The sequence below is a fragment of the Collinsella sp. LCP19S3_A7 genome (genome assembly GCF_052121995.1).
Taxonomy (GTDB): Bacteria; Actinomycetota; Coriobacteriia; order Coriobacteriales; family Coriobacteriaceae; genus Collinsella.
Genome location: NZ_JBQKDE010000001.1, coordinates 264,624 through 286,030 on the forward strand (window position 1 = coordinate 264,624; position 21,407 = coordinate 286,030).

A 21,407-nucleotide genomic window follows, 5' to 3' on the forward strand; every position below is an offset into this window, starting at 1 on the left:
GGCTACGACGCCAGCGTGGCGATGACGGCTTCGTCGCCGGCGTATATGAGGGTGTTGCCGTCGGGGATGATCGTTTGGCCGTCGCGTTTGATCATCACGACGATAAAGGGGTGCTTGCCTTGCGGCACGTCGCGCAGGCGCAGCCCTGCCAGGCGACCGTGGGATGTCACGGTGACCTCGCGCAGTGTAACCTCGGCACGATCTTCAAACGTCGGCGCTGCCATCACCAACAGGTCGCCTTCCTCGATGACGGTATCGCCATTGGGCAGCACCGGGTGTGCACCGTCGCGCAGCACCAGGGCTACGAGCATGTCCGTGGCACTGCCGATGTCCGCGAGCGAGCGTCCGGTAAACGGATGGCCCGCGCCCACCTTGAGCTTGACGAACGACATGCCGTCCTCGTCGCAGTAATCGTTAAACGTACGGCGCACGTCGCCGGCCGCATCGATCATGTCGAGCTTCTTTGCCACCGCAGGCAGCAGCGAGCCCTGCACCACAATGCTCGCCACGGCAATCACAAACACCAGGTCAAACAGGTCGTGACCGCCGGGAACACCGGCCACCACGGCAAAGAGGCTAAACACGACCGAAGCCGCACCGCGCAGGCCCGCCCAGCTTACGAGTGCGACCTGGCGAGGATTGGACTTAAAGGGCGCCAGCAGCAGACCGACGGCGATGGGGCGGCTCACAAAGAGCATAAACGCCATGAGTGCCAGGCCCGGTAGCAGCATTTGCGGCAGGCGTGCGGGCGTCACGAGTAGGCCGAGCAAAAAGAAGATGGTCATTTCGGCCATCTCGGTGAGGGTGTCAAAGAAGTGCGCCAGCTCGACCTTACCGGTGATGTCGCTCGCACCCAGCACAATGCCGGCAAGGTACACGGCTAAAAAGCCGTTGCCGCCCAGGTAGCTCGGCAGCGCGTAGGCGACGATCGCCACGGCGAACAAAAAGATGGTCTGCGCGCCCTCGGCCGTTGCGTGCGCGCACTCAATCAGGCGGCCCGATGCCCAGCCGATGACAATGCCCAGGCCCACGCCTAGGATGATCTGCTTGGCCAGCAGCACGGGGATGTTGATGTCGCCGCCGGCCGCAAGGGTTGCAAGCACGGCGGTGAGCATGTAAGCGACGGGGTCGTTGGAGCCCGATTCGACCTCGAGCAGCGAGTCGGTGCCGTCCCTCAGCGAAAGGTTGTGCTCGCGCAGCACGCTAAAGACGCTCGCTGCGTCGGTCGACGCCACGACCGAGCCCAGCAGCAGACCGCCGATCCAGTCGAAGCCTAGCGCGAAGTGTGCAAAGGCGCCCGTGATGCCGGCGGTAATGACGACGCCGAGCGTGCTCAGCAGCACTGCAGGTGCGGCGACAGGTTTGGCGCGGTCGATATTGGTGTTAAAGCCGCCGTAGAACATGATGAACAGCAGCGCCGTGCTGCAGACGGTTTCGGTGAGCGCGTAGTCGCTAAAGTCGATATGCGCCGGCCCGTTGACGCCCAGCAACATGCCCAGCGCGATAAAGATGAGCAGGGTGGGGAAGGGGAGTTTTTTGCCGACGGGTTTGATGGTCAGGCACAAAATGATGACGAGGCCTATAAAGAGAAGGATCTGGTTCATGGATAGTGTCCGCTCCTGGGTGGTTTGCGTGGCACGGTCAGTTATCTGCGGTTATTTGTACCCAAAGGTGGTGGGTTTATGGGAACGGATTGCGGGCGTGCGCATTTTCGACACGAGGCTGCGGCGTGTGCGAAGCTGGTCGGGAATCAGCTGTCGGCGGTGCACCGTGAACTGCGCGCGCGGGCGTGCGGCCGCTAACGACCGTTGGCGACGCGGGGCTCTTCCCAGCTTTATTGCAACGGAGTACAATGGGTAACGTTTAAGTTCAACTTGAAGTTTTAGTTGCGGCTCCGGGCTTCGCCCGTAAGGTAGGGAAAGGCGTTCCATGGCGATCTATGTGACATCCGATGCTCACGGGCACGTGCGCGCGCTGGACGAGGCCCTTTCCAAGATCTCGCTAACGTCCGACGACACGCTGTACGTGTTGGGTGACATGATCGATCGCGGTCCCGATCCGGTCGGCGTCATCAACTTGGTGCGCTCGCTGCCCAACGCTCGCGTGCTTAAGGGTAACCACGAGCAGATTATGCTCGACGCGATCATCGGCCAGGACCCGCTTGATGCCGAGACCTGGGATATCAACGGCGGTTGGACCACGCGCCAGCAGCTCAACGAAATGGAGTTTGAGGCATACGAGGAGCTGGTGCGCTGGGCTGCCTCCCTGCCGCTCTATGCGGTGGCAGAGACTGCCGAGCGACCGTATCTGCTGGTGCACGCCGGTATTCAGACTGAGGCAGCGCGTGCGTTTTTGCTTGAGCATGGTGTCGATTGCGGTGACGGCAGGGGAGCGGTCGATGCCGATAGCGAGTTGCTGCAGCAAATGCTCGCCGTGCAGTCGTCCGATGATCTGTTGTGGATTCGCCACGGCTACTGGGATTCACCGACGGGGCTGCTTTCTGCCGAGGGCAAGGGTCCGGTCGTGGTGAGCGGCCACACGCCCACGGTATCGCTGGGGCGTTATTGCGAGGTGGGCGGCCTGGCGGGGCTCGATGAGGAGTCGGGGCGCGGACAGATTGTGCGCTTGGGCGGTGAGGATACCGCCGGCGTTCCCGACCGCATCGACATCGACTGTGCCGCCGCCACCGGCTCCGAGTTCGGCCGCGTAGGCATTCTGCGCCTAGACGACGGGGCGGAGTTCTATGCAAACATTCTGCCCGGCGAATAATCGGTGCAAAGGGTAGCTAATTTGGGACGGGGCTTTTTTGACTACTTTTGCCCTTCTGCCCATCAAATGATTTTTCTGGGGCGGGGATTACATAATCATTTGGCTGCCCGCTGGCTAAGTGAGTAGACTTTTTTGGAAATGCCGAGCACCCAACATGTTTGCCTCAATAAAACCGCAGGTCACAGACTTGTGCTTTGTCGGTGTGGTCGGGGATTCGGTAAAAGTCTACTCACTTAGTTTTGCGTGATGCATATTGTCCGCAACAAGACCCCAGCCCGGGTAATTCCATCGCAAATTCCGGTGGCCGAGGCAGCTAATTAGACACCGTACGGGTTGCGGGCTCGTTCTATGCGCTGGCGAATGTGGGCGTACTCGACAATCAACAACACCAGCAGTAGGGCCATGATAGCCAGGTAGCTCACGACGGCACCCATCAGCCCCAGTAGGTTGATGAGGACCATCGGCACCACCACGCTCACGGCAAAGCAAATGAGGTAGATCTTGGTGACATCGCCGGCGTGGCGCAGCACTGTGATGATGGCGTAGATAAAGTCGATGGCTGCGGTGATGCCGCCGGCGACGACCATCAGCAGCGCCAATGTGCGGTAGCGCTCAAAGTTGAGGCCGTACATAAAGCTCATAAGGGGAATGCCGGGGCCTGCCATAAACGCGGCGCATGCGCCAGTGAAACCCAAGATCAGCGCCATAACGGCGACAATAATTAAGTCAAAGCGGCGACGCTTGCGCGGGTTAGCCCAAATGCTCGACAAACGCAAGAGCTGCGGTTTATAGATAAAACCAACGCTCAGCAAAATGGCCTGCGCCGGAAAGAATAGGGCATTAAAATACAGCTGATATTTGTAGGCCAGCGTGCCTTCCATCACAAATTTGGGCATGCTCTCGATAAGGTTGAACAAAAAGAGCGCGCCAAAGAGCGGGGCGCACTGCGCAAAAAGGCGGCCGACTTCGCGTATGCTCACGCGACGCGATTTTTCGGTTTCGAGCAGGGCGAGCGGGGCGGTGACCAGCACGAGTGAGGCAATGGCGGCGACGCCCATGGCCATGGCCGCGATGGGCATGCTGCGCGTAAGGAACAGCGCCGCGCTAAAGACCGCGATGACGCCGGCGGAACGCAGCGTTTGGCTCATGCCGGCCAAATAGAGCTTGTCGGCCTGCTGCAGGCGGCCCTCGTACACGTCGGCGATGCCGTCGATCACCTTATAGAGGTAGACGCCCAGGCCGATCGTCGCCATCTGCGCGTCATAGCCGCGGGCGCTGCTGTACATGAGGCCGCAGCCTAGGGCGAGAGCTCCGCAAAGCCAGCGGTTGAGCTGGTAGGAGGCAAAGGACGTCTTCTCGTCGATGTCCGAGACCTGAAAATTGCGCACGCCGTAGTTGCACGCGATCATGATGAGCGTGCCGGTGACAAAGGCGATGGAGAACTTGCCGGCTTCTTCGGCGCCCACGAGTTGCGTGGACACGATAGTGAGCAGCGGAAACGCCATGCCCCACACGGCGGTGCCGAGGGTATTCCAAAGGTAGTCGCGACGGGTGGCGTGCTCCTCGTATTCGGCTTCCTGCATGGAGAAACCGCCGCCGTAGACGGCGCCGAGCAGGCGGTTCCACCAGGCATTGACCATGCGGTGGATGGGGCCGGGCTGGCGATCGTGCTCGCGCCGACGACGCGCGGCTTGGCCGCTATTTGGCCCGCCGGCGTTACGCTGGCTTAGCTCTTGGATGCGCGCGAGCTCCTCGGCGGTGTGCGATGCGGGGAACAGGCCATTCTCGATGCGTCCGCCCTGCCCGTGGGCCCCGCCCGATACAGCGGGGTTGGCGATGCCGTTGCGGCGGGCGATGGCGCGGCGGATGCTATCGAGGGGCGAAATGCTCAAGGCGGGTCCTTTCTATTGCTGCGTTCTAGTATAGACGCGACGATGTCACTCATGTTTTTGAACGGATTGTTCAATATTTTCGGGGGGCGGCAGTAAATTGTCGGTGAGCGTGCGGTATCCTGTTGAAGTTATGTGATACCACGATGCCGCCCGCGCGGCACCAAGGAGCTTCTACCTATGGACGTCGCCGCATTCTTGCTGGCTCTTGTGCCGATCATTTGGCTTGTCGTGATGCTGCTGTGCTTTAAATGGCCAGCTTGGAAAGCCGCCATCGGATCGTTTGTCCTTTCGTGCGTGCTTGCCTTCGCATGGTGGCACCTGCCGGCAGCGCAGATCGCGACCGCCTCGCTCGAAGGCTTTTTGATGGCCCTGTGGCCCATCGTTTTGGTAATCATCGCCGCGGTGTTCACGTATAACCTGTGCGTTCGCACGGGCGCCATGGACGTGATCGGCAGCATGATCACCTCCATCAGCAGCGATCGCCGTCTGCTGGCGCTGCTTGTGGCCTGGTGCTTTGGTGGCTTTATGGAGGGCATGGCCGGTTTTGGCACCGCCGTTGCTATTCCCGCCGGCATGCTCGCGGGCCTGGGCTTTGAGGCCGTGCCCGCCGTGCTCATCTGTCTGCTGGCCAACGGCGTGCCCACGCCCTACGGCTCCATTGGCATTCCCACGGTGTCCGTTGCCGGTCTGGTGGGCCTGGACCCGCTACATTTGGCGACCGTTCAGATGGTGCAGTTGGCGCCTTTCTTTGCGATGATGCCTCTGTTTATCGTGCTGGTTGCGGGTCGTGTCGCCGATGACCAGGGTAATGTTGCGGGCGTTGCCGAGCGCCTGAACGGCGTGGCGGGCATCGCCGTGTTCTCCGGCGTGTCCTTTGCCGGTGCGGCTCTTGTCGTTGCTATGTTTGTGGGTCCCGAGCTTGCCGTCGTCGTCGGTTCCATCGTTTCGCTCGCGCTGACAGCTGCGCTTGCCATGCGTGCCGAGAAGTCGGGGCATCTGGACGCACGCTTCCACATGAATATCGAGGCCGGCGAGCAGCTCACCGCTAAGTCGGCGCTTTCGGCTTGGTCGTGCTTCATCCTGATCTTTGTGCTGCTGTTGGGAACGTCTAACCTGGTGCCTGCCGTGCATGCTGCGCTCGCACCGTTTGCGAGCCAGGTGCAGGTGTATTGCGGCGAGAACCCCGGCACGCTCACGTTTTCGTGGATCAACACGCCGGGCGTCTGGATTTTCCTGGCGGCGTTTGTCGGCGGCGCCATTCAGGGTGCTTCGCCGCGCATGATGGGCAAGGTACTGGCCGCGACCGTCAAGCAGATGATGCCGACGGTCATTACCATGCTTTCGGTTCTGGGCTGTGCCAAGGTTATGGGCTATGCGGGCATGATCTCTTCGATCAGCGCGTTTTGCATTGCGGTCGCCGGTGGCCTGTACCCGATTCTGGCTCCGTGGATCGGCGCGGTCGGTGCATTCGTGACCGGTTCGGGCACGTCTTCTGGCATGCTGTTTGGTCCCATCCAGAGCCAGGCTGCCACCGCGCTGGGCGTGAGCGACTACTGGATGGTCGCGCTGAACGCGCTTGGCGTCGCCGCCGGCAAGATGATCTCGCCGCAGACGCTCGCTATTGGTCTTGCCGCCGTGCACGTGCGCGGCAAGGATGCCGAGCTCCTGGGCGCGGTCCTGCCCTACGCCGCCGGCATGCTGGTCCTCATGAGCGCCATCGCCATGCTCGGCCAAGGCCTGCCGCTATAGTTGGCACTTAGGGACGTTCCTTTTGTGCCGGCATCCGGGGACACTCCTTGAATGTTGCCTGTTCAAGAGTGTCCCCAACGACTCGTCGTTTAAGAACGTCCCCAATGACTACCCAATAACTAGGCCGCTTGCCTGCGATTTTTGACCGTTGGGCGGGCTTGCCGCCCTTGCCGCAAAAACGTTTTTGCATATCGGGTACAACGGGCTTTACGTGAGTAAAGTGCGCGCCGCGCCCGCGTGACGCGCTTTTAAAGGAGGCCCCATGCCTGGTGTTACCCCTGCAGAAGTTCTGTCCAACTTTGGTATTACGCTGGTCGAAGATCCCGCCGAGAATCAGCCGCGTCTGCTGGTCGATCTACCTGCTGCGGAGCTCGTCGAGCACGCCATCCGCCGTGAAGAGGGCCGCATGGCATCCAACGGCGCGCTGGTAATCGAGACGGGGGAGCGCACCGGCCGTTCTCCCAACGACCGCTTTATCGTTGACACCCCCGATGTTCACGACAAGATCGCCTGGGGCGCCGTCAACCGCCCGCTTTCGATTGAGGGCTACGAGGCCATCAAGGCCGGCATCGTCGACTATCTCAACGAGCGCGATGTGTTCGTCACCCGCGGCATGGCCGGTGCCGACCGCAACCACACGCGTCGCCTGCTCGTTGCCTGCGAGCGCGCGAGCCAGGCGCTCTTCATTAAGCAGATGCTCGCCCGTCCGCTCGCTCGCGAAATTGCGCGCACCGGCGAGCCGGATTTTTGCGTGCTCGCGGCACCCGGGTACCAGTGCGACCCTGCCATCAAGGGCCTCAACTCCAGCGCCGCCGTGGTCATCAACTTCCAGGAACGCGTGATTCTGGTTGCCGGCACCGGCTACTCCGGTGAGATCAAAAAGTCCATCTTCAGCGTCATGAATTACCTGCTGCCCGTCGAGGACGATGTGCTGCCCATGCATTGCTCGGCCAGCATGGATCCCGTCACGCACGAGACCGCCGTGTTCTTTGGCCTGTCCGGCACCGGCAAGACCACGCTTTCGGCCAATCCCACGCGCCTGCTGATCGGCGACGACGAGCACGGTTGGTCCGACATGGGCATCTTCAACATCGAGGGCGGCTGCTACGCCAAGTGCGAGGGCCTGGACGAGTTTCACGAGCCCGAGATCTTCAACGCCGTTCGCTTTGGCGCGATCTGCGAAAACGTGGTGCTCGACGAGAACCGCAAGCCCAACTACGATGACGTCTCGATCACGCACAACACGCGCGTTGCCTATCCCGTCGAGCATATCCCCAACGCGTGGACCAAGGGCATGGGCACCACCCCGAGCGTCGTGCTGTTTTTGACCTGCGATGCCTTTGGCGTGCTGCCGCCTATCTCGCGCCTGACGGCCGATGCCGCCATGTATCACTTTGTGACGGGCTTCACCGCCAAGATCCCCGGTACCGAGGTCGGCGTCACCGAGCCCACGCCTACGTTCTCCTCGCTGTTCGGAGAGCCGTTTATGCCGCTCGACCCCATGGTCTATGCCAAGATGCTCGGCGAGCGTATCGCCGACGGTCGCACCCGCGTCTATCTGCTCAACACCGGCTGGATTGGCGGCGGTTATGGCGTGGGCCATCGTATCGAGCTTGCCTACACGCGCGCCCTGGTCGCACGCGCCCTCGACGGTACCATCGAGGACAGCGAGTTCTTGCACGACGATATCTTTAATGTCGACATTCCCACCACGTGCCACGGTGTGCCGGACGGCATCCTGGTGCCGCGCCAGTACTGGCAGAGCACAGCGCGCTACGACGAGGCCGCGCACAACCTGGCGGTGATGTTTGAGGAGAACTTCGAGAAGAAGTACTCGCACCTGCCCGAGTCCGTCAAGGCCGCCGGCCCGCACGCTCAGGTGTCCGCCGAGGCCCGTCATCGCGGCCGCGGCCTGCTGGGACTCCGCCACTAGCGTCGCCACAGACCCAAAACCACCATAAAGGGGGTACCTTTGTGGTGATTTTGCTCGCACGGATGACTCGGGCTACAATACGCCTGACATATCGTCCCCTTCTCCGGATGGGGACAGCGTAAGCGCTCTTGTGACGGCACCGTAGGACTTTGAAGGTGGCCGTTGTAAGGGCGCTTTTTGTTTAGGTGCCCTCGCTCGGGCGCGCACAATGAAGGGAGAGCGTATGAAGGGCTTTATTGCCGAGGATTCATTTTGGGAGCTATTTCCACAGGCGGCGGTCGGCGTCGTAGTCGTAAAGGGCATGAAGCCCGCGGCTACGATTCCTCAAGAGGACGTGGACGCGATCGCCGCGCTGCTCGATCGCGCCAATATCGATGCGGAGCGCCACCTGACAAGCGATACCATCAGCGAGAACGCGCCGGTCAAGGCTTGGCGCGAGGCCTATCGCCTGTTCAAGACTAAAAAGGGCGCCCGCTGCTCGATCGAGAACTTGCTCAAGCGCGTGCTCAAGGGCAAGCCGGTCGGTCATATCACACCGGCGGTGGACATTTACAACACGGTGTCGCTGACCTACGCGCTGCCCGTGGGAGGCGAGGATTTGCACGCGATTGAGGGAGACCTTCGCTTGAAGGTGACCGACGGTGGCGATGCGTTCCTGCCGCTTGGCGAGGAAGCAGATGATCCGACGCTGCCCGGCGAGCTCGCCTACATCGATGATGCGGGCGCCGTGTGCCGCTGCTGGAACTGGCGCGACGGCGTTCGAACGGCTCTGTCCGACGATTCTGCCGATGCGTTCCTGGCGATTGAGTGTGTTGAGCCCGAGCGAATGGGGGACTGTCAGGCCGCGATCGATCGCTTAGCCGAGCTGCTCGAGCGCTATCTGGGAGCGACGGTTGTCGTTAAGACGCTTGTGACCCGCGATAACCCGCGCGTGGAACTGTAGCGGCGCCTAGAACCTATTGATGCCCCAAACCACCACAAAGGTGCTGTCCCCTTTGTGGTGGTTTTTATGTTGATGAGTTAACAATTGGGATATTTGGGTACGGGGGTTCGGGCATGCGGCTAAGATGTTTACCCGTTAGCATCATGCAAGCGAAAGGCGGTCGTCTCCCATGCAGCAGAACGACGAGACACGTTTTGAGGATTTTGTCGGACTGATTAGCGGGCTCTACAAGGAGATCCAGCGCATTAAGGCATCTGAGGGCGCAAGGCTGGGCCTTAAGGGTTCCGATATCATGTGCCTGTACTATCTTGAGCGCAGCAAGGACGGCCTGACTGGTGCCGACCTCGCCCGCATGGCAGGCGTGACCCGCGCTGCCGTTTCGCGCACGCTGGCGCATCTGGAAGAGGGCGGCTACGTCGAGGTCGACGATTCGGGCGATGCCGCCGTTAAGTATCGCGCCCCGGTTCGCCTGACCACGTTGGGCGGCGAGAGCATGAATGAGGCCGATCGCATTATTCGCGAGGTGCTCGACGCCACCGGCAAGGCCATGGGTGTGGAGCAGCGCGAGCAGATGTACGCGTCGCTGCGTACGATTCTCGACACCCTGCGCGAGCTGTAGGGCCGCCTAGGCATTTGCTTCCCACTAACAACTGCATCGTCCCGTTTGAGCGCGTATACCGTGCCGGGACATTGCTGTCAAAATTCCCTGCGCGGGACCTGCGCAAGAAAGGATTCGCTATGTCCGTCCGCATTATTACCGATTCTGCAAGCGATATGTCGCCGGCGGAGCACCCGGCACTGGCTGTTTTGCCACTGTCCGTCACCTTTGGTACCGATGTGTACATGGATGGCGTCGACATCGATCACCAGCGCTTTTACGAGATGCTCGTGGAGCGCGATGAGCTGCCCAAGACCGGCCAGGTCAACCCGTACGCGTTTTCGCAGGCTATCGCCGAGGTTCGTGAAGCCGGCGATGAGGCCGTGATTATTACCGTGGGCGCTAAGCTTTCCGGCACCAATCAGAGTGCCCGTACCGCACTTGCCGAGGCACCGGGCGGCGATGTGTTCGTGGTAGACAGCAACAACGTCACCCTGGGCGAGCGCGTGCTGGTCGAGTATGCCCTGCGCTTGGTGGACGAGGGCCGTAGCGCGGCCCAGATCGCGGCGGCGGTCGAGGCCGTGCGCGACCGCGTGGTGGTTATCGGCCTGCTCGAGACGCTGGAGTACCTGGTGCGCGGCGGTCGCCTGTCTGCTGCGGCCGGCGCCGTGGGTACGCTGCTCAACGTAAAGCCCGTGGTGGCTGCCGAGGACGGCCTGATCGTGCAGCTGGGCAAGGCGCGCGGTTCCAAGAACGGTCGCAACCTGCTGAACCAAAAGGTCGAACAGGCGGGCGGCGTCGACTTTTCCATGCCACTGGCGCTCGGCTATACGGGCCTTTCGGATGCGGTGCTCAAGAAGTATATCGAGGACAGCGCCGCGCTGTGGGCTGGCCACACCGAGGGCGAGCTGCCCGTTCACACCATCGGCGCCACCATCGGCACCCATGTAGGCCCCGGTGCCGTAGCCGTAGCCTTCTTCCAGCCTGCCAACTAACCGACCTGACAAAAAGGGACAGGTTTATTTTGGCAGGTTTTATCTGGGCAAACGCTACCTGCCATGCCATGTGATCCCTCGGCGATGACGGGGTTGCGGACCATCGGCCGCACGGAGGCCGCAAATGATCAGCAACCCTGCCGTCCCCGAGGGATCATTTGATTTATGCTGTTGCGGGCGGAAAGGAGCATCGATGGCGTCTGAGGGCTTTTTTGAGCGGGTGTACGAGGTAGTCGAGCAGATTCCTGAGGGGATGGTTGCCACGTACGGCCAGGTGGCGCTGCTTGCCGGTCGTCCACGAAGTGCGCGGTACGTGGGGTATGCCCTGCATAGCAATCCGCGCCCCGGCGAGATTCCCTGTCACCGCGTGGTGTTTGCCGATGGTCGCATTTGCGAGGGCTTTGCCTTTGGCGGTCCCGACGCTCAGCGCGAGCTCCTGCTGGGGGAGGGCGTGACGTTTGTCGACCCCATGCACGTCGACTTGGCCGCCTGTCGTTGGCCAGCAGGGCTCTAGCGGCTCTGCCGTGGCCAAAACCACCACAAAGGTGCCTGTCCTCTTTGTGGCGGAACGCTGGCTCCATTGATGTTTCCCCAGATAAAACCTGCCAAAACAAACCTGTCCCTAATTGGCAGGTTTAATGCGGTTAACTTATGCAGAAGGTGTGGCGGTGCGGTTTGATGCTACAAAGTAAACAACGGTGAACTATATTGTATGCAGCATCGGAGCAGGCCATAGGCGATGAAAAAGCCTGCCCTGTTGAGTTTGATTCGCATTCCTCCCCTCTGTGCGATTCAACGGTGTACTTCAGGAAAGCGCCCGTCGGCTGCCATGGTCGGCGGGCGCTTTCCTGTAGGCATGGGGCAAACCCATCAGGTCTGTTATCCCATAATGAGGTACTGACGTTTGGTTTTAGGGGGGGCACTAACTTTGATTGTTAGTCCCGCTTACAGCAACCGATCTTGGTAAATCCCTGCGGCGCTTCTTCGCCTGCGGGGATTCTTGGGCTGTCGCTTCCCAGATATGCTTCTACATGCCGCGCGAACGCTTGCCACGACCACTCGTCTTTATCGGCCTCAAGCCGATCGGGAGAAATCGCGTTGAACAGGCACGTTGGAATCTCGTGCTCGTGCAGATTCTTAGCGATACACGGTGTGCAGCCCTTCTCGTGGTTGACAGGGTTAAATGGGCATTTCCGGTCGTTGCAGGTACAAAACGCAACTGAGCTCATGGGACTCCTTCCGGTCGGTCGGGTCTGCCGTAAAAGCTGCCGTATGTTAAACAATAGGGTGTCATTGCTTAACAGGATATAGCCTCAAGGTGCTTGCGACTTAGGGGTTCTGCCAAGCGGCTGAATATCTCGGCGACCGACCTCTGAAGAAAACAAAACCGCCGCAACGAGGATTGTGCCAATCGCGGCGGTTTAGTTTGAGTGTTGTTTATTGCTCTCGACTAGTACACCATGCCCATGGCGTCTCGAACCTCTGCCAGCGTCTGCTCGGCAATCTCGTTGGCGCGACGGTTGCCCTCGTGCAGGACGTCCTTCACATAGTCCAGGTCGTTCTCGTAGCGCTGGCGACGCTCGCGGATCGGTGCGAAGTACCCGTTGACGGCCTCGGTCACGTACTTCTTGAGTTGGCCAGAGCCGCCCATGCCAATCTCCTCGGCAATCTCGACCTCGGAACGGCCGGTGCAGATGGCGGCGGTCGAAAGCAGGCCGGACACGCCGGGGCGGTTCTCGGGATCGAACGTAATCATGCGCTCGGAGTCGGTCTGGCTCTTCTTGATGCGCTTGGCCGTCTCCTCGGCGGTCATCGAGATATTGATGGCGTTGCCGTAGCTCTTGCTCATCTTGCGGCCGTCCAGGCCGGGCAGCAGCGGGGTCTCGGACAGCAGCGCGTCGACCTCGGGGAACACCTTGCCGTAGCGGTTGTTAAAGCGGCGGGCGATGGTACGGGTGAGCTCGATGTGCGGCAGCTGGTCGCGACCGACGGGCACAACGTTACCCTTGCAGAACAGGATGTCGCAGGCCTGGTGTACCGGATAGGTGAGCAGAAGGCCGGTGAGCTCGTGGCCCGAGGCCTCCATCTCGGCCTTGACGGTGGGGTTGCGCGCCAGCTCGGCCTCGGAGACCAGCGACAGGAACGGCAGCATGAGCTGGTTGGCGGCGGGCACGGCGGAGTGCGTGTAGATCATGGTCTTGTCGGGGTCGATACCGCAGGCAAGGTAGTCCATGACCATGTTATACACGTTGTCCTGGATGTGCTCGGTGGTGTCGCGGTCGGTGATGACCTGGTAGTCGGCAATGAGCACGTTGGTCTTGGCGCCCATATTCTGCAACTCCACGCGGCCCTTGAGGGTGCCAAAGTAGTGGCCTAGGTGCAGACGGCCGGTGGGGCGGTCGCCGGAAAGCATGGTGAACTTCTCGGGCGTCTTGGCCAGGCCCTCGCGAATGGCGTTGCTCTTTTGCAGCGCGACTTCGTAGCTGTTCTCGTTTGGCATGATTGCTCCTAACGTATGTTCATGGGTCAAGATGATAACGCGTTTATTGAGAGGGGCGGGCGAAAGTGGGCAAGGGGGTGGTAAGGCGAGACGTGCGTGGCGGTCGAGGCGCGGTCACGAGTGGCCGACAGCAAGCAGAGCGACCTTCTGCAGCAAACCTTAATGCCTGTGGTGGCGCTCTTCCTTACGCTCCCCGGCCGCTTGCTCCTCCTGCTTAAAGGCGGGGTCGTCGGGGGTTATCAGCTCGTCTTCGTGCGTGCGCTTGTTGTAATGGTGGCGTAGCACGGGCTCAAACAGGTGCAGGTGCTTGGCGAAGGCTGCCGAGCCAATGCCAAGGACGGTAAAGATGAGCACGCGCATGGGGACTTCGACCTGGTTGATGGCGGCCGCACCGGCCGAAAGCAGGACACACCAGGCATAGATAAGCAGCACAGCCTGCTTTTGGTTATAGCCCTCTTGAATGAGGCGGTGGTGGATGTGGCCTTTGTCGGCCTGCCCAATGCTAATGTGGGCGCGCTTGCGGCGCACGATGGCGCTAAACGTGTCGATGATGGGTACACCGGCAACGATGAGCGGAATGATAAGCGAGGTGAGCGCGGCGGTGCGGCTCACATTAAGCAGCGAAATGGAGCCAAGCGCAAAGCCCAGCAGCAGCGACCCCGAGTCGCCCAGAAAGATGCTCGCGGGGTTGAAGTTGTAGCGCAAGAAGGCCAGGCAGGCGCCAAACAACGCGATGGAGAGCGCGGCGGCATCGATGCGGCCCGAGAGAACGGCCATCGAGAACATCGTGAACGATGCGATGCCGCAGATGCCCGTGGCCAGGCCGTCAAGGCCGTCGATGAGGTTGATGATATTGGTGAACGCCACCAGGTAGACCACGGTGATGGGGTAGGCGAGCCAGCCGAGCATAATCTCGCCGGGGGCAAGCGGGTTGAGGATGACGCCGATGCGCAGGCCGCCGATGCAGGCGATGAGCGCGGCGAGGACCTGGCCGGCGAGCTTTTGCTTGGGCTTAAGCTGGAAGACGTCGTCGATCGCGCCGGTCGCAAAAATGACGGTAAAAGAAAGCGCCAGCATGGGGTAGCTAATGTGCAGGCGCGGATGCGGGACCAAGACGGGCGGCCAGCCCAGATGCCAGGTGCCCATAATCTGAACGATGCAGGCAACGACCAGGCCCAAAAAGACCGCCGTACCTCCCAAGCGCGGGATGGGCTTGGTGTTGATACGGCGTTTTGAAGGATAGTCAACGGCGTCGAGCTTGATTGCCAGACGTTTAACCAGGGGCACCGTGAGGAAGGTCGTGATATATGCCGCGGCTGCCACGCAAAGGAACGGTATGTAGCTCGTGGATGAAGCCATGTATCAAAAACCGCCAAGCGTCGAAGGAAAAGGTCAAAGGATGCCATGCCGCAAAGGGTATAGCTGACCCATGATACTCGACCAAAGGGGGTGCGGGGAATCGCGCCAATCGATAATCACGTGCTTACCAGATATTGGGATGTTGGCGGGGGTTCTGCCGAGTGCCGTTGGGTGTCATACGGGATCTGCGATGGCTATTTTTGGCAAAAACGGCAAAAGAAAACCACCCCCCACGTTACGAAAATGAACCCACCTAAAACAGGTGGGTGCCCTCATCGACCGTTCCAGCGTCCTTAACAACGAAGGATACCTGTACTACGTACGACTGTGTGGGCTCCCTAAATAAACGCGACGGTTCACCCAGTTGCTCCGCGGGGGGCGGAATACCTATATCATAAAGCGGCACTTTATCGATTCCAGTCTTGACATTACAAAAATCGTGTCGGACGATTACGGCGCCTTGGGCTCGAGCCGTCTGCGCGGTTGGTCCTTTTGCGTTTGAGCTGCTGAATCGTTGTTTTGGAGCATGTTTTTATGCCGACGTCGTTGACCGAACTTTTTTCGCCTGCCTGCCATTTGTGTCCGCGCCGTTGCGGTGCGGCGCGCGATGAGGGTGCGCGCGGCGTATGCGGTGCTAACGACACGCTCAAGGTGGCCCGCGCGGCGCTTCATATGTGGGAGGAGCCGCCTATCTCGGGCGAGGCCGGTTCGGGCACGATTTTCTTTAGCGGCTGCTCGCTCAAATGCGTCTATTGCCAGAACCACGAGATCTCGACGGGCAATTTTGGGCTTGAAATTTCGCCTGAGCGCCTGGTCGAGATTATGTTGGAGCTGCAGGACCAGGGTGCAAACAATATTAACTTGGTGACGGCGACGCACTACGCGCACCTGCTGCCGGCTGCGATTGCCGCGGCACGGGCGCGCGGGCTGGTTGTTCCAATCGTCTACAACACGAGCGGTTATGAGCGCGCGAGTGCCGTGGCGGCGCTCGGCGATCTGGTCGATGTGTGGCTAACCGACTTTAAATATGCCGATGCGGGGCTTGCGCAGTCGCTCTCTCATATTCGGGACTACCCCCGTGTGGCCGTGTCGGGTTTGGCGCAAATGGCGCGCGAGATTGAGCGTCGTGGGGGAGAGCTGGTGGACGAGGACGGGCTCATGAAGCGCGGCATGATCGTGCGTCACCTGGTGTTGCCGGGGCATGCGGACGATTCGTGTCGCGTGCTAGACCTGGTGTGGCAGACGGTGGGTGATGTGCCGATCTCGGTCATGAACCAGTACACGCCCAATGCGCTCATGCGCGAGCAGGGCGGCGACTTGGCGCGAGCCGTGACGCGCGAGGAGTACGAGCGGGTGCTCGACCATGCCGACGACCTGGGCTTTACGACGATGTTCTGGCAAGAGGGCGGAGCGGTAGACGAGAGCTTTACCCCAGCCTTCGACACCACCGGCGTCCTCACCAGCGCAAAGTAGCTCTTTTGAGCAGTCTTTTTGGGACGGGGCTATTTTAGCTGCCCCTGCCGTTAATCGTCCAAATCGTTTTCGCTATCTGCCTGGGTAGCTAAAAAAGCCCCGTCCCAAAAAGACTGCTCCCGGTGGGGGTCGAGCTACCATCCGAAAAGTAGTCAAAAAAGCCCCGTCCCAAAAAGACTGGGTATTGGGCGTTGACAGCTGGCGAGCCGTAGGTAAAATATCAACTTGTCCTGGGGACGTAGCTCAGTTGGGAGAGCGCTGCCGTCGCATGGCAGAGGCCGAGGGTTCGACTCCCTTCGTCTCCACCCTTGGATTTGATAAGCCGTCGACATTGTGTCGGCGGCTTTTTTTGAAAGAAAGGGCTGCACCATGGCCGAGCTTGATTCCCAACCATTGTCCGACGAGGAGCGCGCCGAGTTGGAAGAGCTCCGCGCCGAGAAGGCCCGCCGCGAGGCCCAGGAAAAGGCCCGGCGCGAGCGTGAGGAGCTGGCTGCATTGCGTGCCGAGCATGCGAAGGCTGAGGAGGCTGCCGCGAGCGCCGCATCCGAGCCGGCGCCCGCGCCCGTGCTCAAGCCCGCCGCTGCGAAGCCTGCGCCTGCTGCACCCAAGCCTCAGCCTAAGAAAGCCGCCCGCCCCAAGCCCGCCGAGCCCAAGCCGAGCCGTGACGAGATGACGTTTGCCCAGCGCATGGTCACTTCCAAGGAGCCCACGGCCGAGGGCGAGATCCCCGGTATGGCCCCGGCTCAAAAGATCATCATCGTGCTCGCCTTGGTCGCGTTTGTCGTCTTTATGGGCTACACGATCATGACCAGCATGGGCCTGCTCTAACCGATTTGCATCGGGCGTCATGTCCGCATGCTCTGCTCTCGTCCAACTCTTAAATTCTGCACCACGCATCCGAAAGGTCGCCCCATGGCTTTGACCGACATCTCGCATCCCACCGACATTGCAATGCTCACCGATCTGTACGAGCTCACTATGGCCCAGGGCCTGTGGGAGAGCGGCAAGGCCAATGAGCAGGGCTGTTTTACGGCGTTTTACCGTGACCATCCGTTTGGCAGCGCCTATGCCGTCATGTGCGGCACCGCCGAGCTGCCCGAGCTGGTCGAGAACCTGCGCTTTACGCCCGAGGATATTGACTACCTCGCCTCGCTCCAGGCCCCGGCCGGCGGCGCGATGTTTAAGCCCGAATTCCTCGACTACCTGCGCGGTTTTCGTGCGCATGTAAATATCGACGCCGTCCCCGAGGGCGAGCTCGTCTTTCCGCGCGAGCCCATGGTGCGCGTCACCGGCCCTGCGCTTGAGTGCCAGCTGCTCGAGACGGCGCTGCTCAACATTGTCGGCTTCCAGACGCTTGTCGCCACCAAGACGGCGCGCGTGGTGTTGGCGGCGGACGGCCGTCCCGTGGCCGAGTTTGGCCTTCGCCGCGCCCAGGGTCCCGATGGCGGTCTGGCCGTCGCGCGCGCGAGCTACGTTGCCGGCTGTTCCTCTACGTCCAATGTGCTCGCCGGTCGCCGCTACGGTATTCCCGTCTTTGGCACGCATGCGCACAGCTGGGTGATGAGCTTCGATTCCGAGCTCGAGGCCTTCCGTGCCTTTGCCAAGTCGAGCCCCAAGAACTGCACGCTGCTCATTGACACTTATGATGTGCGCGAGGGCTGCGAGCATGCCATTACGGTTGCCAAGGAGATGGAGGCGGCGGGCGAGCGTCTGGCGGCCATTCGCATCGATTCCGGCGACCTCGCCAAGCTGTCCAAGTATGTCCGCGGCCGTTTCGATGCCGAGGGCCTGCCCTATGTGGGGATCTCGGTTTCCAACGATCTGGATGAATACACGATTCAGTCGCTGCTTGACCAGGGCGCGCCCATCGATAGCTTTGGCGTGGGCACTAAGCTCGCGACCTGCTACGACCAACCGGCGCTGGGCGGCGTGTATAAGCTTTCCGCCCGCCGTGCGAGCGAGACGGACCCGTGGACGCCGGTGGTCAAGCTCTCCGAGCAGCCCTACAAGCGCACGATTCCGGGCGTGCAGCGCGTGCGCCGCTATTACGACGGCTTTGGCGGCCCGGTCTGCGACATGATCTATGACGAGGACCATCTGGCGGGGGAGGGCGCCGCGCGCGGCAATACCCTCGTGGCCGTGAACGATGCCGCCCTGGTGACCGACGTGTCCGAGCTTGAGTATCGCGAGCTGCTGGCGCCGATCGTGCGCGACGGCAGCGCTGTTGCCCCGCGCGAGAGCATCGAGGCCGCACGCGAGCGTTGCGCTTGGGCGCTGGACCATCTGGATCCGGTCTACAAGCGCTTCCTGTACCCGCAGACCTATGTGGTGGGCATGGAGCAGGGCCTGGCGCAGGTGCGCGACGAGCTCGTGCGCAAGAACATGGCCGCGGCTTCTGCCTTCCCCTGGGCTCGCTAATTTTCTTGGGTGTAGGGTGGAATTACGTTCCCTCGGCCGTCAGCTCGCCCGAACCCTCAACAGTTGATTGGTTTGACGTATGACGACTTCTTATAAAACGATGGTGGTAAAGATCGGTTCGTCCACGGTGGTGGGCGCCGATGGCAAGGTCAACCGCGCCTTTATCGGCGGGCTTGCCGATCAGGCTGCTGCCCTGCGCAAACTCGGCTGGCGTCTGGTCGTGGTGAGTTCGGGCGCCATTGCCTGTGGCTATCCCGTGCTGGGCTTTGACCGCAAGCCGGTCGGTGACCTGCCGAGCCTGCAGGCCTGCGCCTCGGCCGGTCAGTGCATCATCTCGTCGGCCTACGACGAGGAGTTCCATGCGCGCGACCTGCTTACCTCGCTCGTGCTGCTCACGCGTCACGACACGGCCCGTCGCACGTCCTATCTGCACGCGCGCGACGCGCTGCTGCGTCTGGTGGAACTGGGCGTGGTGCCGGTCGTCAACGAGAACGACACCGTTACCGTCGACGAGATCAAGTTTGGCGACAACGACACGCTGGCGGCGCTTGTGGGCTGCCTGGTTTCTGCCGACCTGTGCGTGACGCTCTCGGACATCGATGGCCTCTATACCGCCAATCCGCACGAGGACCCCACGGCCGAGTTCGTCCCAGTCGTGCATAGGATCGATGCCAAGATCATTGCCTCGGCGGGCGATTCTTCCACATCGGTTGGCACAGGCGGCATGATTACCAAGATCCGCGCGAGCCGCATCCTGATGACGGCGGGCATTCAGAGCGTGATTTGCTCGGGCGAGGAGCCCGATGCGCTCGTGCGCCTTGCCCGCGGCGAGAGCGTGGGTACGCTGTTCGATCCGCCGGCGGAGCGCCTGGACATTGCGCCCCGCAAGCTGTGGATTGCACTGGGCGACAAGGCGCATGGCTCGGTGACGGTCGATGACGGCGCCGCGAAAGCGCTGGTCAGCCGCGGTTCTTCCCTGCTTGCAGTGGGTATTCGCGAGGTCGACGGCACGTTTGCCGAGGGCGATGTGCTCGACGTGTGCGACCCGAGCGGCATGGTTGTCGCCCGCGGTATCGCCGAGGCCGATTCGGACGTGCTGGAGCTTGCAGCCGGACGCCGCCAGGACCAGATTGCCGGCAACCGCTTGCTGGCAGACTTGGCCGAGAAGCCCGCGATCCACCGAGACAACTTGATTGTCTTTGCATAAAGAAAGACAGCGCTGCGGATCGTTTCCCGCAGCGCTGTCTTTCTCGTGCCGGCACTTGGGGACGTTCCTATTGTGCCGGCTGATGGGGGACACTCCTTTGCTAGAAGATTCGGCGCAGGTCTCCGCGGTTGAGGGCCTCGTCGAAGAGGCGCTTGAACACCACGCTGCCGTGCAGGCCGTCGTGCTCGAACTCGTTGGTCACCCAGGCATGTGAGTTGCCCACGCGGCTGAGCGTGTCGAGCTGCAGGCCCGAATCCACGTACATGTCGTCGAAATACACCGCGGCTTGGAGCGGCACCTCGTTGCAGGCCAGGCGCTGCGGGTCGTAGATCTTGTCCCAGCTGGTGTCTTCCATCAGCAGGTCCATGGCGGGCTTGAAGGGCTTGAGCTCGGGCATCTGCTCAAACATCCACGGGAACATAGCCTCGCCGGTAAACATGAGTGGGCGCGCGAGGGTGTCGAACTCGGCACGATGGGCCTTTTCCTCGGCGGCTGCCCAGCCAATGGGCATCGTGTCGCCATCGGCGTAGATGAATTCCTGCAGCGTCCAGTACAGCGGATTCGTGCGCGTGTTGGTGCGCTCGAAGGCGCGCATCAAAAAGCTGTCTGATACCGAGGAGCCGCAGCTCAGCGTACCGTCGCCATTAACAAACGCGTGGTCGATAATCCAGTGCATGCGCTCAAAGCTCGGCTTCATGCCAAAGTCGCTGCCCATGAGCTGCAGGCGCTCGACCGTCATCGGCGAGCCGTCGGGCAGCGCGGGCTTTTGTTCCTCGAGGGCATCTGCCAGGGCCGCCACGCGCTCGACGTCGGTGGGGTAGCGGTCGTAATACTGCTGAGTCTTGGCCGCCATACGCGGGAAGGTGTGCGCGTAGACCTCGCTGGCACTCGCCGGTACGTGCGGAATGCCGCCGCAGGTAAAGCTCGCCGCCACGCCCTCGGGGAAGAGCGACAGATAGCTCAACGTCAAAAAGCCACCGTAACTCTGGCCGAGTGTGACCCAGGGCTTGCCGCCAAAGCCCACCAGGCGCAGGTACTCAAAGTCGCGCACGATGGAGCTGGCGAGGTGGCGCTTGAGAAAATCCGCCTGCGAGCGGGCCGCATCGGAGCCTGCCGCCTCGGCGCGCTCGCCCAGTGCGGCAATCGTGCGCCCGTCTACACAGCTGCTGCGCCCGGTACCGCGCTGGTCGGGCAGGACGACGCGGAAGTGCTTGACGGCCTCCTCGATCCAGCCGTCGCTTGTGGGCGACAGCGGACGCGGGCTCTCACCGCCGGGGCCGCCCTGCAAAAAGAGGAGGAGTGGCAGGTCGTCGTTGATACGGTCGGGAGCGCAAACCACGCGGTAGAAAAGCTTGATGCTCTCGGGTGCGCCGGCGATGGGCGCCGGCATGGCGCCGCGGCGCATGGTGCTGCCGACGGCCAAAAGCATCGGCTCCAGGCCGCGCCAATCCAAGGGGACGTCGATGCTGTGGTCCTCGACATAGAGGCCGGGGACGTGGTACGAAGTGATGAGGGCCATGCGGTACTTCCGTTCGTTGTGGTGTTTCGGGTTGACCAATTCTACCGCCATG

17 protein-coding genes and 1 tRNA gene are annotated in these 21,407 nt (G+C 61.5%); 12 read left to right on the forward strand and 6 right to left on the reverse strand.

Going from position 1 to position 21,407, the window contains the following annotated elements:
* Positions 1-2 precede the first annotated feature (2 nt).
* Positions 3-1,604, reverse strand: a complete 1,602-nt coding sequence (locus ACTQV3_RS01090) for a potassium/proton antiporter (RefSeq protein WP_441535703.1) — start codon at positions 1,602-1,604, stop codon at positions 3-5.
* A 325-nt stretch (positions 1,605-1,929) separates the two neighbouring features.
* On the opposite strand from ACTQV3_RS01090, the gene ACTQV3_RS01095 reads away from it, so the two are divergent.
* Complete coding sequence (locus tag ACTQV3_RS01095) at positions 1,930-2,769, forward strand: metallophosphoesterase (protein ID WP_441535704.1); 840 nt, start codon at positions 1,930-1,932, stop codon at positions 2,767-2,769.
* 317 nt (positions 2,770-3,086) lie between these two features.
* On the opposite strand, the gene ACTQV3_RS01100 is transcribed toward ACTQV3_RS01095, so the two are convergent.
* Positions 3,087-4,661 (reverse strand): lipopolysaccharide biosynthesis protein, encoded by a 1,575-nt coding sequence (locus ACTQV3_RS01100; protein WP_441535705.1) that lies wholly within the window; start codon positions 4,659-4,661, stop codon positions 3,087-3,089.
* Between the two features lie 177 nt (positions 4,662-4,838).
* On the opposite strand from ACTQV3_RS01100, the gene ACTQV3_RS01105 reads away from it, so the two are divergent.
* The 6 genes from ACTQV3_RS01105 (at position 4,839) to ACTQV3_RS01130 (ending at position 11,393) form a co-directional block, all read left to right on the forward strand.
* Positions 4,839-6,410 (forward strand): L-lactate permease, encoded by a 1,572-nt coding sequence (locus ACTQV3_RS01105; RefSeq protein WP_441535706.1) that lies wholly within the window; start codon positions 4,839-4,841, stop codon positions 6,408-6,410.
* Positions 6,411-6,672: 262 nt separating this feature from the next.
* Positions 6,673-8,343, forward strand: coding sequence for a phosphoenolpyruvate carboxykinase (ATP) (pckA, locus tag ACTQV3_RS01110; protein ID WP_441535707.1), 1,671 nt, complete (start codon positions 6,673-6,675; stop codon positions 8,341-8,343).
* A 223-nt stretch (positions 8,344-8,566) separates the two neighbouring features.
* Positions 8,567-9,286: a B3/B4 domain-containing protein gene (locus ACTQV3_RS01115; RefSeq protein WP_441535708.1), complete on the forward strand. Its 720-nt coding sequence runs from the start codon at positions 8,567-8,569 to the stop codon at positions 9,284-9,286.
* 169 nt (positions 9,287-9,455) lie between these two features.
* Positions 9,456-9,905, forward strand: coding sequence for a MarR family winged helix-turn-helix transcriptional regulator (locus ACTQV3_RS01120; protein ID WP_154515655.1), 450 nt, complete (start codon positions 9,456-9,458; stop codon positions 9,903-9,905).
* Between the two features lie 119 nt (positions 9,906-10,024).
* Positions 10,025-10,879, forward strand: a complete 855-nt coding sequence (locus ACTQV3_RS01125) for a DegV family protein (protein ID WP_441031532.1) — start codon at positions 10,025-10,027, stop codon at positions 10,877-10,879.
* 193 nt (positions 10,880-11,072) lie between these two features.
* Positions 11,073-11,393 (forward strand): MGMT family protein, encoded by a 321-nt coding sequence (locus ACTQV3_RS01130; RefSeq protein ID WP_154515649.1) that lies wholly within the window; start codon positions 11,073-11,075, stop codon positions 11,391-11,393.
* A gap of 421 nt (positions 11,394-11,814) precedes the next feature.
* On the opposite strand, the gene ACTQV3_RS01135 is transcribed toward ACTQV3_RS01130, so the two are convergent.
* From ACTQV3_RS01135 to ACTQV3_RS01145, 3 genes are all read right to left on the reverse strand, one after another.
* The gene (locus ACTQV3_RS01135; RefSeq protein ID WP_195838532.1) at positions 11,815-12,108 is read right to left on the reverse strand and encodes a DUF6485 family protein; all 294 of its coding nucleotides are present in this window, start codon (positions 12,106-12,108) and stop codon (positions 11,815-11,817) included.
* Positions 12,109-12,329: 221 nt separating this feature from the next.
* Positions 12,330-13,379, reverse strand: a complete 1,050-nt coding sequence (trpS, locus tag ACTQV3_RS01140) for a tryptophan--tRNA ligase (protein WP_441014802.1) — start codon at positions 13,377-13,379, stop codon at positions 12,330-12,332.
* 159 nt (positions 13,380-13,538) lie between these two features.
* Positions 13,539-14,738, reverse strand: a complete 1,200-nt coding sequence (locus ACTQV3_RS01145; protein WP_441535709.1) for an MraY family glycosyltransferase — start codon at positions 14,736-14,738, stop codon at positions 13,539-13,541.
* Between the two features lie 534 nt (positions 14,739-15,272).
* Between ACTQV3_RS01145 and ACTQV3_RS01150 the strand changes: the two genes are divergently transcribed.
* The 5 genes from ACTQV3_RS01150 (at position 15,273) to proB (ending at position 19,836) form a co-directional block, all read left to right on the forward strand.
* Positions 15,273-16,211: a radical SAM protein gene (locus ACTQV3_RS01150; protein ID WP_441535710.1), complete on the forward strand. Its 939-nt coding sequence runs from the start codon at positions 15,273-15,275 to the stop codon at positions 16,209-16,211.
* 232 nt (positions 16,212-16,443) lie between these two features.
* Positions 16,444-16,516, forward strand: a tRNA-Ala gene (locus ACTQV3_RS01155).
* 64 nt (positions 16,517-16,580) lie between these two features.
* Positions 16,581-17,039 carry a hypothetical protein gene (locus tag ACTQV3_RS01160; RefSeq protein WP_441535711.1) on the forward strand — a complete coding sequence of 153 codons (459 nt, stop codon included), beginning with the start codon at positions 16,581-16,583 and terminating at the stop codon, positions 17,037-17,039.
* Positions 17,040-17,123: 84 nt separating this feature from the next.
* Positions 17,124-18,629, forward strand: a complete 1,506-nt coding sequence (locus ACTQV3_RS01165) for a nicotinate phosphoribosyltransferase (RefSeq protein ID WP_441535712.1) — start codon at positions 17,124-17,126, stop codon at positions 18,627-18,629.
* Positions 18,630-18,708: 79 nt separating this feature from the next.
* Positions 18,709-19,836, forward strand: a complete 1,128-nt coding sequence (proB, locus tag ACTQV3_RS01170) for a glutamate 5-kinase (RefSeq protein WP_441014792.1) — start codon at positions 18,709-18,711, stop codon at positions 19,834-19,836.
* 100 nt (positions 19,837-19,936) lie between these two features.
* On the opposite strand, the gene ACTQV3_RS01175 is transcribed toward proB, so the two are convergent.
* Positions 19,937-21,355: an alpha/beta fold hydrolase gene (locus ACTQV3_RS01175; protein ID WP_441549792.1), complete on the reverse strand. Its 1,419-nt coding sequence runs from the start codon at positions 21,353-21,355 to the stop codon at positions 19,937-19,939.
* Between the last annotated feature and the right edge of the window lie 52 nt (positions 21,356-21,407).

Coding starts and splice junctions, on each gene's coding strand:
- ACTQV3_RS01090 (WP_441535703.1), bottom strand. CDS start 1,604: ATGAACCAGATCCTTCTCTTTATAGGCCTCGTCATCATTTTGTGCCTG.
- ACTQV3_RS01095 (WP_441535704.1), top strand. CDS start 1,930: ATGGCGATCTATGTGACATCCGATGCTCACGGGCACGTGCGCGCGCTG.
- ACTQV3_RS01105 (WP_441535706.1), top strand. CDS start 4,839: ATGGACGTCGCCGCATTCTTGCTGGCTCTTGTGCCGATCATTTGGCTT.
- pckA (WP_441535707.1), top strand. CDS start 6,673: ATGCCTGGTGTTACCCCTGCAGAAGTTCTGTCCAACTTTGGTATTACG.
- ACTQV3_RS01115 (WP_441535708.1), top strand. CDS start 8,567: ATGAAGGGCTTTATTGCCGAGGATTCATTTTGGGAGCTATTTCCACAG.
- ACTQV3_RS01120 (WP_154515655.1), top strand. CDS start 9,456: ATGCAGCAGAACGACGAGACACGTTTTGAGGATTTTGTCGGACTGATT.
- ACTQV3_RS01125 (WP_441031532.1), top strand. CDS start 10,025: ATGTCCGTCCGCATTATTACCGATTCTGCAAGCGATATGTCGCCGGCG.
- ACTQV3_RS01130 (WP_154515649.1), top strand. CDS start 11,073: ATGGCGTCTGAGGGCTTTTTTGAGCGGGTGTACGAGGTAGTCGAGCAG.
- ACTQV3_RS01135 (WP_195838532.1), bottom strand. CDS start 12,108: ATGAGCTCAGTTGCGTTTTGTACCTGCAACGACCGGAAATGCCCATTT.
- trpS (WP_441014802.1), bottom strand. CDS start 13,379: ATGCCAAACGAGAACAGCTACGAAGTCGCGCTGCAAAAGAGCAACGCC.
- ACTQV3_RS01145 (WP_441535709.1), bottom strand. CDS start 14,738: ATGGCTTCATCCACGAGCTACATACCGTTCCTTTGCGTGGCAGCCGCG.
- ACTQV3_RS01150 (WP_441535710.1), top strand. CDS start 15,273: ATGCCGACGTCGTTGACCGAACTTTTTTCGCCTGCCTGCCATTTGTGT.
- ACTQV3_RS01160 (WP_441535711.1), top strand. CDS start 16,581: ATGGCCGAGCTTGATTCCCAACCATTGTCCGACGAGGAGCGCGCCGAG.
- ACTQV3_RS01165 (WP_441535712.1), top strand. CDS start 17,124: ATGGCTTTGACCGACATCTCGCATCCCACCGACATTGCAATGCTCACC.
- proB (WP_441014792.1), top strand. CDS start 18,709: ATGACGACTTCTTATAAAACGATGGTGGTAAAGATCGGTTCGTCCACG.
- ACTQV3_RS01175 (WP_441549792.1), bottom strand. CDS start 21,355: ATGGCCCTCATCACTTCGTACCACGTCCCCGGCCTCTATGTCGAGGAC.